Here is a 13,684-nt window from a genome sequence, read left to right as displayed (position 1 = left end):
CGAAGATGAAAGTTTTAATGTTTGGTTGGGAATTCCCCCCAAAAATATATGGTGGTCTTGCAGTTGCTTCTTACGGAATAACTAAAGGATTGAGTTTGCAAGGTGATATGGAAACAATTTTCTGTATGCCCAAGCCTTGCGGAGAAGAAGAAAAGTTCTTGAAAATCATCGGTATGAATCAAGTGCCTATCGTGTGGCGTGATGTCAACTATGACTACTTGAAATCCCGTTTGCTGGAGATGTCGCCGGAAGAGTATTATTCTTTCCGTGATCATATCTATGCCGATTTTTCTTATATGCATGTCAATGATTTGGGATGTATGGAGTTTGCCGGCGGTTATCCCGGAAACTTGCATGAAGAAATCAACAATTTCTCCATAATAGCCGGAGTAGTTGCCCGCCAGCAGGAATTTGACATTATTCATGCACACGACTGGCTGACTTATCCTGCCGGTGTACATGCCAAGATGGTAAGCGGCAAACCGCTTTGTATCCATGTGCATGCAACAGATTTCGACCGTTCCCGCGGTAAAGTAAATCCTACTGTTTATTCGATAGAGAAGAATGGCATGGATCATGCCGACTGTATCATGTGCGTGTCCGAACTGACCCGCCGAACGGTTATTAACGAGTATCACCAGGATCCGAGAAAGGTATTTGCCATGCACAATGCCGTTTATCCGTTGTCACAGGAGCTTTTGGATATTCCGCGTCCCGATCATTCTAAAGAGAAGGTGGTTACTTTCCTCGGACGTATCACCATGCAGAAAGGGCCGGAGTACTTTGTGGAAGCTGCCGCACTTGTATTGAAACGCACCCGTAATATCCGTTTCGTAATGGCGGGTTCGGGTGATATGTTGAATGCCATGATTAACCTGGCGGCAGAACGCGGCATTGCCGACCGTTTCCACTTCCCGGGCTTTATGAAAGGTAAACAAGTATATGAGGTTTATAAGAATAGTGATGTGTTTGTCATGCCTTCCGTTTCCGAACCTTTCGGTATCGCTCCTTTGGAAGCTATGCAGTGTGGGACGCCTTCCATCATTTCAAAGCAGTCGGGTTGTGGTGAAATTCTCGACAAAGTGATTAAGACCGACTACTGGGATATACATGCTATGGCGGATGCTATCTATTCCATTTGTACGAATCAATCTCTTTTCCAATATCTCCAGGAAGAAGGAAAGAAAGAGGTTGACGGAATTACTTGGGAAAAAGTCGGTTTGAGAATCCGTGCTCTTTACGAGGATGTGTTAAGAAACTATGGTAAATAACGAAACAATATACAAAAATGAGAACTATCTGTCTTTATTTTGAGATACATCAGATTATACATTTGAAACGCTACCGTTTCTTTGATATCGGTAATGATCATTATTATTACGATGATTATGCGAATGAAACGGGCATGAATGAAGTGGCCGAACGTTCATATATTCCTGCTCTCAGCACATTGATTGGGATGGCGAAAAATTCGGGAGGTGCTTTTAAAGTTGCGCTGTCAATTTCGGGAGTAGCTTTGGAACAACTTGAAATCCATGCTCCGGCGGTGATTGACTTATTGCATCAGTTGAATGATACCGGTTGTTGTGAATTCCTTTGTGAACCTTATTCGCATGGCTTGTCTTCACTTGCCAATGAAGATTGCTTCCGTGAAGAAGTTCTTCGTCAGCGTGATAAGATGAAACAAATGTTTGGAAAGGAACCGAAAGTGTTCCGCAATTCCAGTTTGATTTATTCGGACGAGATTGGTGGTTTGGTGGCTTCTATGGGTTTCAAGGGAATGTTGACAGAAGGTGCCAAGCATGCGTTGGGATGGAAGAGCCCGCATTATGTATACCACTGTAATCAGGCTCCGAGCCTTAAACTTCTATTGAGAGATTTCAAACTGTCAGATGATATAAGTTTGCGTTTTTCTAATTCGGATTGGGCGGAATATCCTTTGTTTGCGGACAAATATATCAATTGGATTGATGCATTGCCACAAGAAGAGCAGGTTGTCAATATCTTTATGGAATTGAGTGCGCTGGGTATGTCTCAACCGTTATCTTCCAATATCCTTGAATTCCTGAAAGCTTTGCCGGAATGTGCGAAAGCGAAAGGCATTACTTTCTCTACGCCAACGGAAATCGTGACGAAGTTGAAATCAGTTTCTCAGCTTGATGTTGCTTATCCGATGTCATGGGTAGATGAAGAAAGGGATACTAGCTGCTGGCTGGGTAATGTAATGCAACGTGAAGCTTTTAATAAATTGTATAGTGTAGCAGAGCGCGTTCATTTAAGTGACGACCGTCGTATCAAGCAGGACTGGGATTATTTGCAAGCCAGCAATAATTTCCGTTTCATGACTACAAAGAATAACGGTATGTGGTTGAATCGTGGTATCTATGACTCTCCTTACGATGCTTTCACTAACTACATGAATATTTTGGCTGACTTTATCAAACGGGTAGATTCATTGTATCCTTCAGATGTTGACAGCGAAGAACTTAACTCTTTGTTGACTACGATTAAGAATCAAGGTGACGAAATCACTGAGTTGGAGAAAGAGGTGGAGAAATTGCAGGCAAAGGTTGCAAAGGAAGCTGCTAAAAAGACTACGGCAAAGAAGCAGACTGCGGCTGCTACTAAAGAGCTGGTGGCTAAAGCTGCTACTAAGAAAGCTGCAACTAAACCGGCTGAACCAAAGAAGTCGGGTGGTAGAGCTAAGAAAGTTGCTGCAAAGAAGGAAGAATAGGTCTAATGCTTTGTTGTTGATAGATTAAAAACCGTGAGCTTGATGGAAATTGAGCTCACGGTTTTTTTATTTATCTATCATTTGTTTGGGGGATATTTATAAAATAATAACGCGGGTTACCAGGGTAATCCGCGTTATTATTTTATAGATAGATATGTCTATTGTTTCTTATTTTGATCTTGTTCCAAAGTTTGTGGATACAACTTCAAGTTTTAATTTATTAGCTGGATTTTTACCACCTTTCAAACGTGCGTAACTTGGTTTCAAATCATGTTGTATACTGATAACTTGGCTAGAACTATTATCGTAGTAGCTATTGCTTGAAGAAGAGTCTTTGGTAACAAGTACCGGAATAAGTACAACTTTATTCCAATCGCTTAATTCTTCCCAATCTTTGATGTTGTCAACTATTACATCTTTTGTTTTTCCTTCAGAATCAGTAACTTGCAGAGTTATCGTTTCATGATTGCTGAATTTCTTTTCTGCAGCATCTCTTTCTCCATCTGCCAAGCAGTCATTTATCAACTGCGTGATATTATTATACGTATATTCAGTAAAACTACTTGTATAAGATGAATAATCACATAAAACTGAAGTTATACCATCGCTTAATTGATTCTTTTCAAAGAAAGTGTCTTTATGCTTTTTACGTATTAGTAAAACACTGCGTGGAGCAGACATTCCAAATTTCTTATTATTTGTTTCGTTATAAATAGGAATACCTAATTTTACGGCATTCAAAGTATCTCCTTGAAGTTTATCTGCTATTTCACTAACAGGTAGAGTAACTTGAGTAAATATTCCTGCCGGACTTTTTAGATAACTCCAATCAGGATTATTGATACATGCTTGAATAGCATCTTTATCATTATCCAAGCTATTTGCTTGAATTACTTCACGGGTAGACGTAAACATACGATATCCATAATAGGTAGAGTCTTTGCTTTCACCCTCATGTATTACTTTCCTTTGTAATATAGAACCTGTAATTGTATCTACTGCATAACATTTATATACTACATTCATTTGGATTTGGTCTATGTAAAGTATTGTACCGTCACCATAGTCACTCTTTACATAGAGTCCTGCAAAAGCTTCTTTAAGCGCTTTTCTGTCAAAGTTGCTTCCAGATTTATAAGCTTTTGTTATTATATCTTTTCCTATTTTTCTGGCCATGTCATCTTTAAAAGAAACATGTACGCTAGGAACGTATGTGCTAAGATTACGAATAGAGTCTTTTACGGAAAGATCAACTGCAGTATAAGCCTTAGTTCCTAATAGATTTTTAGGATTGTAAAATTCTTCAGGATTAATATCTGTATAATAAGCATTATCCTCATTAAGTTCTTTGGCTGCTTCTCCTAATTTATAAACACTTAAACGAGAAGCAGTCAAGGAATCTCCGAAATAAGTATCGTACCACAAATAAAGTTCGATTGTGTGGATATTGCCTATAAGTTTGCCATCACTATATACAAATTCAAGTCCTTTTTTGTCTATAGGGTCTCCGCCTTCGCCTACCATCGTCTGTGTAGCTTTGTTTTTGCTATCAAGAGATGTATTCTTTTCGTAATTGTATACTCCAGGAAATGTCATTCCTTCCGTACAATTCAGCTCTGCCAGGAATCCGGCTTGATAAGTACCGAATACATCATCCGTAAACTTACCCACATAACCGACATTGCTCATCGCATAAATTTGACCTGCATGAACGGATTCTGTTTTAACATCAAATGTCGTCAGTTTTCCATTGATATTCTGGTCGCTTCCCGGAAACATTCCCAGTCCCAATCCTGCTGTGTTGTCATCACAACCGAAAAAAGAGATTGCCAGTAAAGCTATTAAGGCGTATTTTGCTTTCATGATCGTCGTATCTTGATTTTTATTCTTCTTCGTTATTATTGGAAGTGGCATCCCATACCTGATCGTAGAACTCGTTGCAGGCATCTGCATAGTTTTCCGGATCTTGGTAATCAAGTACCAATTTGCCTGATTGGCGGGCGTATTCGATGATAGACTCATCTACCTTTTCGCTATTCTGTATAACTCCGTCGGAGTAGTCAACAGCTAGTTTGCAAAGAGCAGCGTAGTCCATTGGTCCATTCAAGTCGCCTAAATCTTTCTTTGAAATACCTTTCAGCATCAGCTTTGCGGCGAAGTCGTCGCTAAGTGTATTCTTGAAGTCGTCTTCATAAACAGAGAATACTACTTTGGCATCACGGAAAGAAGGCTCGTCTTTGTAGGCTTTCTTAATATAAAGAGGAGCCAGAGCCGTCATCCAGCCATGGCAATGGATTACATCCGGACACCAACGAAGTTTCTTCACTGTTTCCAGTACACCCCGTGCATAGAAGATGGCGCGACTGTCGTTATCATCATATTCCACACCATTTTCGTCCGCTGTCTGCAAGCGGTTCTGGAAATAATCATCGTTGTCGATGAAATATACCTGCATACGTGCGGATTGGATAGAAGCGACTTTTATAATCAGTGGGTGGTCAGTATCGTCGATAATCAGGTTCATCCCGGAGAGGCGAATCACTTCGTGCAGTTGGTTTCTGCGTTCGTTGATGTTTCCCCATTTGGGCATGAAAGTTCTGATTTCACGGCCTTTTTCTTGTATCGCCTGTGGAAGGTTTCTACCTATATTGGCCATTTCGGATTCTGAAACGTAAGGTGTAATCTCTTGAGTAATAAATAAAACTTTATTCGCCTTTGTCATAATAACAATAGTTCTCTATAATATTCTGCAAAGATACGAAAAAAAAGACACATTAAACAGGATATTCTTTCTTTATGTGGCAAATATTAGTTTATTTTGCAGAGTTTTTGCAAACGAGTAAAACATAAACCAATTGACGAAAATGAAAATAGTGCACACTATCAAGGACTTACAGGCAGAATTGACTGCCTTGAGAGCCCAAGGTGAAACGGTAGGACTGGTTCCTACAATGGGTGCTTTACACGCGGGACATGCATCCCTGGTAAAGCGCAGCGTAAGTGAGAATGGTGTAACTGTTGTGAGTGTTTTTGTAAATCCCACGCAGTTTAATGATAAAAACGACTTGGAGAAATATCCGCGTACATTGGATGCAGATTGCCGCTTGTTGGAAGAATGCGGGGCTGCATTTGTATTTGCTCCTTCCGTGAGCGAGATGTATCCGGAGCCGGACACCCGTCAATTCAGCTATGCTCCGTTGGATACGGTGATGGAAGGTGCGTTCCGTCCGGGACATTTCAATGGGGTTTGCCAGATTGTCAGCAAATTGTTTGATGCTGTACAGCCGGACAAGGCCTATTTCGGTGAGAAAGATTTCCAGCAATTAGCGATTATCCGTGAGATGGTGCGCCAGTTGCAATATAAGCTGGAAATTGTAGGTTGTCCGATTGTCCGTGAAGAAGACGGCTTGGCATTGAGCAGCCGGAACCAGCGTTTATCTGCACAAGAACGTGAAAATGCTTTAAATATTTCCCAGACCTTATTTAAAAGTCGTAACTTTGCAGCCACTCACACAGTGAGCGAAACGCAGAAGATGGTGGAAGATGCGATTGAAGCTGCTCCGGGCTTGCGGTTGGAGTATTTTGAAATCGTAGACGGAAATACATTGCAGAAGATAAATAATTGGGAGGATACTTCTTATGCGGTGGGATGCATTACTGTATTCTGTGGGGAAGTCCGCCTGATTGATAACATTAAATATAAAGAATAACTAAAAAGACGAAACCTTATGATGATTGAAGTGTTGAAGTCGAAAATTCATTGTGCACGTGTCACGGAGGCCAATCTGAACTACATGGGTAGTATTACGATTGATGAAGACCTGTTGGATGCCGCGAACATGATTCCGGGAGAAAAAGTGTATATCGCTGATAATAACAATGGCGAACGCTTTGAAACCTATATTATCAAAGGTGAACGCGGTTCGGGTAAGATTTGCCTGAATGGTGCTGCTGCCCGTAAGGTGCAACCGGATGATATTGTCATTATCATGTCCTACGCATTGATGGATTTTGAGGAAGCCAAGTCGTTCAAACCGGCTGTTATATTCCCGGACCCCTCGACGAACAAAGTGCTGTAAACGATTAACGGAGTAGTGGTTGGTGATTAACAATCGCACCGTTACTTGATGATAAAAAATAAGCGGTGGATAATTAAGTTTATCCACCGCTTATTTTTTATCATCAACTTCAGCCGTTAATCATTAATTACCAACCGTTAACTGTTCATTCATGGCAGCGGCAGCCTTGCGGCCGTCTCCCATAGCAAGAATCACGGTAGCTCCACCGCGAACGATGTCGCCACCTGCATAAATCATCGGGATAGAAGATTCCATATTTTCATTAACGGCAATCGTTCCTTTGCGTCCCAATTCCAGTCCCTTGATTGAACTTGGGACAATCGGGTTGGGAGATACACCGACACTTACGATAGCCAAATCAATGTCAATCGTCTCTGTCGCACCGGGTATAGCCACAGGGCTACGACGTCCGGAAGCATCCGGTTCGCCCAATTCCATCTTTTGCAGGATTACCTGTTTCACGCAGCCTTGTTCGTCTGCGATATATTCAATCGGATTATGCAGTGTCAGGAATTCCACTCCCTCTTCCTTGGCATGTTTCACCTCTTCGATACGGGCGGGCATTTCCTCTTCCGAGCGGCGATAGATAATCATGGCGCGTTCTGCTCCCAGGCGTTTTGCTGTACGGACGGAGTCCATAGCGGTATTACCGCCACCAATCACCGCTACATTCTTGCCGAAAGCTACCGGAGTATCAGATTCTTCGCTGGCGGCATCCATCAGGTTGACGCGAGTGAGGTATTCGTTGGAAGACATGATATTGATAGAATTCTCTCCCGGGATATTCATGAAGTTAGGCAGACCGGCACCGGAAGCCACGAATATACCCTTGAAACCTTCTTCTTTTAAGTCTTCTACGCTAATAGTCTTTCCTACGATGCAGTCTTTGACGAAATTTACCCCCATCTTGGAAAGGTTGTCAATCTCCACATCTACAATCTTGTTGGGTAGACGGAATTCGGGGATACCATATTTCAATACACCACCGATTTCGTGCAAGGCCTCGAATACAGTCACATTATATCCATATTTCGCCATATCACCGGCAAATGCCAATCCGGCAGGTCCCGAACCGATAACAGCTATTTTGATTCCATTTTTATCAGCGATGACAGGAACGGAAATCTGTCCGCTTTCGCGTTCATAATCGGCTGCGAAGCGTTCGAGATAACCGATGGCTACCGGTTTCTCATTCATCTTCAGATGAATACATTTGGACTCGCACTGTTTCTCCTGCGGACAAACACGACCGCAGACAGCCGGGAGCGCACTTGTCTCTTTCAGTGCCTTGGCAGCTTCGAGAAATTCTCCACGTTCGATGTTTTTGATGAAGCGGGGGATGTCGATACCTACTGGACAGCCTTCCGTACAGCCCGGATTAGCGCAGTCAAGGCAACGTTTTGCTTCTGTAACCGCCTGTTCTGCCGTCAAGCCTTGGTTTACTTCTTCTTTGCGGCTATGTGAACGGTATTCTGCATCGAGCTCGTTCATCTCAATGCGGGGAATAGCCGTACGTTCTTTCGGTTTCATTGCTTTACGCAATTCCTGTCTCCAGACAGCGTTGCGGCTCTTTTCGTCGATTTCTTTAGTCGCTTCACATTCGGGTTGCAACTTGTGCATTTCTTCGCGTTCTACTTTTTTAAACGCGCCCATGCGTTTCAGCATTTCGTCAAAATCTACTTGGTGACCGTCAAATTCCGGTCCGTCCACGCAGACGAATCTTGTTTTTCCGCCCACAGTAATACGGCAGGCACCGCACATACCTGTTCCGTCCACCATGATAGTGTTCAATGAAACATCAGTCGGAATCTCATATTTTTTAGTCAGCAAACAAACGAATTTCATCATGATGGCAGGACCGATGGCGAAGCATTTATCTACTTTTTCGCGTTTGATAACTTCTTCTACGCCTTCCGTCACCAGACCTTTACGGCCATAAGAACCGTCGTCTGTCATAATGATTACTTCGTCAGAGCTTTCGCGCATTTCTTTTTCCAGGATAATAAGGTCTTTGTTACGTCCAGCCAGCACAGTAATCACACGGTTGCCAGCAGCTTTCAAAGCCTGTACGATAGGAAGCATCGGAGCCACACCTACACCGCCACCGGCGCAGACTACTGTCCCAAACTTCTCTATATGTGTAGCTTGTCCCAGCGGACCTACTACGTCGGTAATGTAGTCACCTTCGTTCAGTTCACAAAGACGGGTAGAAGATAACCCGACTTCTTGCACAACCAAAGTAATAGTACCTTTTTTCACATCGGAACCAGCGATAGTCAAAGGCATACGTTCTCCCTTTTCGCCTACACGTACGATGACGAAGTGTCCGGCTTTGCGAGATTTAGCAATTAGAGGAGCTTCAATTTCAAATTTGAATACTTTCTCAGAAAAGCGTTCTTTGCTAATGATTTTGTTCATTATCTAATTAATTTGTTGGTTTTATTACGTAACTGCTAGCAGAATGTTATAAATTTCGGCAAAGATACGGCTTATTTACGAAAAACAAAAAAGAAAAGCCACTCTTTTGATGAGTGGCTCCCTATATATGAGTGAATATCTCTTCTTATTTCGTTCTGATTTTGTATCCGGCTACTCCATAATATAAGATAAACAGGAAGCAGGGGAGACACAACCAGTATGCCTGTTGCGGAGTAGCTACGTCTTTCAGCCAACCGTAGAGGGTAGGGATAACGGCTCCGCCGAACATTGCCATGATGAGTAATGACGAGCCTGCTTTTGTAAACTTGCCGAGGTCTGCCATAGCGAGCGGCCACAAAGCCGGCCACATCAGCGAGCATCCCAATGCCATAAACGAGATGAAATAGATAGAAATATGACTTGGTGTGAGTACAACCAGCAGTGAACCGATAATTGCCAGAATGGAGCAAATCTTTAAGGCTGTTGCCTGACTGAGGTATTTCGGGATAAAGATGATACCGCAGATGTAACCGATGACAATACCGATAGGAGCAATCCATGCATAGTTGGCAGCGCCTTCCAAGCCGAGTTCTTTGGCATAATCGACCAGTGTGCCGAGTGAAACTGTCTCAACGCCTACATAAAGGAACAAAGCCAGGCAGCCCAACAGCAAGTGCGGGAACTGGAAAACGGAAGTTTTACTTGCAGCATACGGACAAGCTTCGGCTTCGTCCTCGCTTTCATCTTCTCCGGCAGCTTTTACTTCGGGCAGCGGTGCGAAGAATGCCATAACACCCAGGGCGACAAAAGCGCAGATGATGATGATAAACGGCTTGCTCAAGTCTTCAATACCAATCAGGCTGACATCTTTGCCCAGTAACCATACAATGAAGATGGCAGGAATAGGCCACGCCAATTTGTTGCAGATACCCATAATACTGATACGTTTCGCAGCACTATCCAATGGTCCCAAGATGGTGATATAAGGGTTTACAGATGCTTGCAGATACGCATTGGCGGCTCCGCTAATGAAAGATGCCAACAGGAATAAGGTGAAGCTTTCCTGTGATGCCGATAGGATAAACAGGTAAAATGCCACAGCAAAAATAAAGAAAGACAGTGACATGGTGCGTTTGTAGCCAATCGCCTTGATGGTGAGCCCGGCAGGATAACCGAATACAAGGAATGGAATAAAGGTTGCAGCAATAATAAGGTAAGAAGCCGTGTTCGAGATTCCCAGTGATTTTTGTAATACGGGAACTAATAACGAGTTAATTCCTAATGCGAAACCAATCGCAAAGAACATGATGCCGATGAATGTCAAAGGCAGTACAAAACTTTTTGTGTTTTTTGTCATGGGGGTAAATGTGTTAAAAGGTTATGATTATATTTCTACCACAGATTACACTGATTTTCACAGATGAAGTAGAACTAACATTATTCAAAAGAAATCTGTGAAAATCAGTGTAATCTGTGGTGATTCTTTAGTCTATGATGTCGAAACCGCAGTACGGAACCAATGCTTTCGGAATTCTGATGCCTTCCGGAGTCTGGTTATTTTCGAGCAGGGCGGCAACGATGCGTGGCAATGCCAATGCAGAACCGTTCAATGTGTGGCAAAGTTCGGTTTTCTTGTCTGCATTACGATAACGGCATTTCAAGCGGTTCGCCTGATATGTGTCGAAATTAGAAACGGAACTTACTTCCAGCCAACGTTTTTGTGCTTCGGAATATACTTCGAAGTCAAAGCAGAGCGCAGCAGTAAAGCTCATGTCGCCACCACAAAGGCGAAGAATGCGATACGGCAATTCCAACTTCTGCAACAGTCCTTCCACATGATTCAGCATTTCCTGGTGAGACTGCTTGGAGTGTTCCGGCTTGTCAATGCGCACTAATTCTACTTTAGAGAATTCGTGCAGGCGGTTCAATCCACGTACGTCTTTACCGTAAGAACCTGCTTCGCGACGGAAACATTGCGTGTAGGCGCAGTTCATAATCGGCAATTGCTTTTCTTCCAGGATTACATCACGATAGATGTTAGTGACAGGAACTTCTGCTGTCGGAATCAGGTATAAGTCGTCCACTTCGCAATGGTACATCTGTCCTTCCTTGTCGGGAAGCTGTCCTGTGCCATAGCCGGAAGCTGCGTTGACTACTGTCGGCGGCATGATTTCCGTATATCCGGATTTGCGTGCTTCGTCCAGGAAGAAGTTGATAAGGGCGCGTTGAAGCTGTGCACCTTTACCTTTATATACAGGAAAGCCTGCGCCTGTGATTTTAACACCCAGGTCAAAATCAATCAAGTCATATTTCTTTGCCAGTTCCCAGTGAGGGAGTGCATCCTTGGGAAGTTCGGTTTCCATGCCACCCATTTTTTCTACAACGTTGTCTTCGGCTCCTACACCTTCGGGCACTTCGTCATAAGGAACATTGGGGATGGTATAGAGAATATTCTGCATGTCAGTCGCAGCCTGTGTCATGGTGGCGTCCAGTTCCTTGTTGCCTTCTTTCAGTTCGGCAACGCGGGCGCGTGCAGATTCGGCCTCTTCTTTCTTGCCTTCCTTCATCAGTTGGCCGATGGTGCGTGAAAGCGAGTTTACCTCTGCCAGGTTTTTATCTAATTGATTTTGCGTGCTACGTCTCTTGTCGTTTAGAGCGATCACTTGTTCGATCGTTTCTTTTGCATTTTTGAAATGCTTCTTTTCCAGTCCGCGGAGTACCGCCTCTGTGTTTTCTGTAATTTGTTTAATGGTAAGCATATCTATACTTTTTATGTACTTTCGTTTAATGGATGCAAAGATAAAGAAAAAACGAACAACCAAGCAATGAAAACGGACATAAAAAAGAAAGGAGATGCAATCCTTTTCGGATTACATCTCCTTCTCTCGAATATTTTGGGTTGTGCAATTATGCTTCAGTTGCAGGAACTACAGAAACATATCTTCTGTCTTCTTTACCAACTTTGAAACTAACTGTACCATCTACTAAAGCGAAAAGAGTGTGGTCTTTACCCATTCCCATGTTTTCACCCGGGTGGAATTCAGTACCTCTTTGACGAACGATGATGTTACCTGCTTTGCAAGCTTCGCCACCAAATATCTTAACGCCTAATCTCTTACTTTGTGATTCGCGGCCGTTCTTAGAACTACCGACACCTTTCTTGTGTGCCATTTCTTCTTACTGTTTTAAATTGATTAAGCTACTACTTCTGTGATTGTTAACTCTGTAAACTGTTGACGGTGACCGTTCAGTTTTCTGTAACCTTTTCTTCTTTTCTTGTGGAAAACAAGAACTTTGTCGCCTTTTACCAAGTTTGAAACAACCTGGCAAACAACTTTTGCGCCTTCTACAACAGGAGCACCTACAGTTACATTTCCGTCTTTGTCTACCAAAAGAACTTTTTCAAATTCTACTGTTGAGCCGTTTTCTGCACCTTCGATGTGGTGAACGAACAACTTCTGACCAGCTTCTGCTTTAAATTGCTGACCGTTAATTTCTACAATTGCGTACATCTTATATATAAATGTATAAGTTAGCTCCGGCGGGTGGTCTTTAATCACTTAGAGAACTCTTTATCGAACCCGTTGCGGAATAATCGGGCGCAAAAGTACTATTTTTATTCATCTCCGGCAAATATTTCTTTTATTTTTTTGCATTGTTGTAATTATGGCTTGTTATATTTGCTTGTTCCTGTAAAAAATATTATCTTGTAAACAAAAAATAGGTAAAGGGTTCGATGTTGAAATATTATGAACAATAAATAAAAAACTCTTATGAAAACAAAACAATTATTTTTCTTATATTCATTTGTTTTGATGAATATTTCTTGTGATTTGGAGCACGGTATGTCTAATGATGTAGACGATATTATAAATAAAACAGAAGACATCTCTATTTTCAATGATAGCCTCAAGGCTATATAATCAGAATATTCTTCAACTCGGGATAATTTGGATGGAACATCTGGATATGTTCGTAAATTGTCTCCTTACGATAATGTTGCAGATATACATTGGACATTGGGTAAATATTGTCATTTTATAGCATTGGACGCAGAAGTTGTAATTCCTGTTTCTAACCGTTGGGAATTGCATGCTGAACAAAATCTAAATAACTATATACATATGATTACTTATCCAGGGCAATATAGATATTATGTGAGATATTATGAGGAAGGAAGACCAACATACCCAATGCGGACGGATAGAGAGATTTGTATCGGTGGAATGACAGTAAATACAATCTCGACTACGGATCCGGTAGAGCCATCTGTGGAATGTAATCATGATTATAGTAAGATATCATTCGGTTACTATGAGATTCTTGGAAATGGAAATTATGTGGTTTTTGGTAGTATAATTTGTACTGATAGTTACAGATTAGTTTTATCTAGTCCTAATATTCAGAATTTCGAGTTGGTACAAGAAATTTCTGCTATGCCTGGAACACGTGA

12 protein-coding genes are annotated in these 13,684 nt (G+C 42.1%); 5 read left to right on the top strand and 7 right to left on the bottom strand.

The window, feature by feature from the left end; genetic code table 11:
- Positions 1 to 5 precede the first annotated feature (5 nt).
- Both CLIN57ABFB40_RS11695 and CLIN57ABFB40_RS11690 read left to right on the top strand, forming a co-directional pair.
- Positions 6 to 1,271 (top strand): glycosyltransferase family 4 protein, encoded by a 1,266-nt coding sequence (locus CLIN57ABFB40_RS11695; RefSeq protein ID WP_175630209.1) that lies wholly within the window; start codon positions 6 to 8, stop codon positions 1,269 to 1,271.
- A 17-nt stretch (positions 1,272 to 1,288) separates the two neighbouring features.
- Positions 1,289 to 2,734: a glycoside hydrolase family 57 protein gene (locus tag CLIN57ABFB40_RS11690; protein ID WP_175630208.1), complete on the top strand. Its 1,446-nt coding sequence runs from the start codon at positions 1,289 to 1,291 to the stop codon at positions 2,732 to 2,734.
- A gap of 168 nt (positions 2,735 to 2,902) precedes the next feature.
- On the opposite strand, the gene CLIN57ABFB40_RS11685 is transcribed toward CLIN57ABFB40_RS11690, so the two are convergent.
- Together CLIN57ABFB40_RS11685 and CLIN57ABFB40_RS11680 are read right to left on the bottom strand one after the other, a co-directional pair.
- Entirely contained in the window at positions 2,903 to 4,597 is a 1,695-nt protein-coding gene (locus tag CLIN57ABFB40_RS11685) for a DUF4270 domain-containing protein (protein WP_175630207.1), read from the bottom strand.
- A 19-nt stretch (positions 4,598 to 4,616) separates the two neighbouring features.
- Complete coding sequence (locus CLIN57ABFB40_RS11680) at positions 4,617 to 5,456, bottom strand: glycogen/starch synthase (protein WP_175630206.1); 840 nt, start codon at positions 5,454 to 5,456, stop codon at positions 4,617 to 4,619.
- 142 nt (positions 5,457 to 5,598) lie between these two features.
- Here CLIN57ABFB40_RS11680 and panC point away from each other — a divergent pair, with 142 nt between their 5' ends.
- Both panC and panD read left to right on the top strand, forming a co-directional pair.
- A complete protein-coding gene (panC, locus tag CLIN57ABFB40_RS11675) occupies positions 5,599 to 6,444 on the top strand; it encodes a pantoate--beta-alanine ligase (protein WP_175630205.1) in 846 nt (281 codons plus the stop codon).
- 18 nt (positions 6,445 to 6,462) lie between these two features.
- Positions 6,463 to 6,813, top strand: coding sequence for an aspartate 1-decarboxylase (panD, locus tag CLIN57ABFB40_RS11670; protein WP_175630204.1), 351 nt, complete (start codon positions 6,463 to 6,465; stop codon positions 6,811 to 6,813).
- A gap of 123 nt (positions 6,814 to 6,936) precedes the next feature.
- Here the strand turns inward: panD and CLIN57ABFB40_RS11665 are convergent, their stop codons facing one another.
- The 5 genes from CLIN57ABFB40_RS11665 to rplU form a co-directional block, all read right to left on the bottom strand.
- A complete protein-coding gene (locus CLIN57ABFB40_RS11665; RefSeq protein ID WP_175630203.1) occupies positions 6,937 to 9,231 on the bottom strand; it encodes a bifunctional dihydroorotate dehydrogenase B NAD binding subunit/NADPH-dependent glutamate synthase in 2,295 nt (764 codons plus the stop codon).
- A 145-nt stretch (positions 9,232 to 9,376) separates the two neighbouring features.
- Entirely contained in the window at positions 9,377 to 10,588 is a 1,212-nt protein-coding gene (gene gluP / locus CLIN57ABFB40_RS11660; RefSeq protein ID WP_022136460.1) for a glucose/galactose MFS transporter, read from the bottom strand.
- A gap of 127 nt (positions 10,589 to 10,715) precedes the next feature.
- Complete coding sequence (gene serS / locus CLIN57ABFB40_RS11655; RefSeq protein WP_175630202.1) at positions 10,716 to 11,990, bottom strand: serine--tRNA ligase; 1,275 nt, start codon at positions 11,988 to 11,990, stop codon at positions 10,716 to 10,718.
- 148 nt (positions 11,991 to 12,138) lie between these two features.
- Positions 12,139 to 12,402: a 50S ribosomal protein L27 gene (gene rpmA / locus CLIN57ABFB40_RS11650; RefSeq protein WP_175630201.1), complete on the bottom strand. Its 264-nt coding sequence runs from the start codon at positions 12,400 to 12,402 to the stop codon at positions 12,139 to 12,141.
- A 23-nt stretch (positions 12,403 to 12,425) separates the two neighbouring features.
- Positions 12,426 to 12,743 (bottom strand): 50S ribosomal protein L21, encoded by a 318-nt coding sequence (rplU, locus tag CLIN57ABFB40_RS11645; protein ID WP_024986326.1) that lies wholly within the window; start codon positions 12,741 to 12,743, stop codon positions 12,426 to 12,428.
- A gap of 261 nt (positions 12,744 to 13,004) precedes the next feature.
- On the opposite strand from rplU, the gene CLIN57ABFB40_RS11640 reads away from it, so the two are divergent.
- Entirely contained in the window at positions 13,005 to 13,154 is a 150-nt protein-coding gene (locus tag CLIN57ABFB40_RS11640; protein ID WP_175630200.1) for a hypothetical protein, read from the top strand.
- The last annotated feature ends 530 nt before the right edge of the window (positions 13,155 to 13,684 follow it).

The organism is Bacteroides acidifaciens (assembly GCF_903181435.1).
Taxonomy (GTDB): Bacteria; Bacteroidota; Bacteroidia; order Bacteroidales; family Bacteroidaceae; genus Bacteroides.
Note: the sequence above shows the minus strand (reverse complement) of the source record. Positions and strands in the feature narration are given on the sequence as shown.

Coding starts and splice junctions, on each gene's coding strand:
- CLIN57ABFB40_RS11640 (WP_175630200.1), top strand. CDS start 13,005: ATGAAAACAAAACAATTATTTTTCTTATATTCATTTGTTTTGATGAAT.
- rplU (WP_024986326.1), bottom strand. CDS start 12,743: ATGTACGCAATTGTAGAAATTAACGGTCAGCAATTTAAAGCAGAAGCT.
- CLIN57ABFB40_RS11680 (WP_175630206.1), bottom strand. CDS start 5,456: ATGACAAAGGCGAATAAAGTTTTATTTATTACTCAAGAGATTACACCT.
- CLIN57ABFB40_RS11685 (WP_175630207.1), bottom strand. CDS start 4,597: ATGAAAGCAAAATACGCCTTAATAGCTTTACTGGCAATCTCTTTTTTC.
- rpmA (WP_175630201.1), bottom strand. CDS start 12,402: ATGGCACACAAGAAAGGTGTCGGTAGTTCTAAGAACGGCCGCGAATCA.
- gluP (WP_022136460.1), bottom strand. CDS start 10,588: ATGACAAAAAACACAAAAAGTTTTGTACTGCCTTTGACATTCATCGGC.
- CLIN57ABFB40_RS11690 (WP_175630208.1), top strand. CDS start 1,289: ATGAGAACTATCTGTCTTTATTTTGAGATACATCAGATTATACATTTG.
- serS (WP_175630202.1), bottom strand. CDS start 11,990: ATGCTTACCATTAAACAAATTACAGAAAACACAGAGGCGGTACTCCGC.
- panC (WP_175630205.1), top strand. CDS start 5,599: ATGAAAATAGTGCACACTATCAAGGACTTACAGGCAGAATTGACTGCC.
- CLIN57ABFB40_RS11695 (WP_175630209.1), top strand. CDS start 6: ATGAAAGTTTTAATGTTTGGTTGGGAATTCCCCCCAAAAATATATGGT.
- CLIN57ABFB40_RS11665 (WP_175630203.1), bottom strand. CDS start 9,231: ATGAACAAAATCATTAGCAAAGAACGCTTTTCTGAGAAAGTATTCAAA.
- panD (WP_175630204.1), top strand. CDS start 6,463: ATGATGATTGAAGTGTTGAAGTCGAAAATTCATTGTGCACGTGTCACG.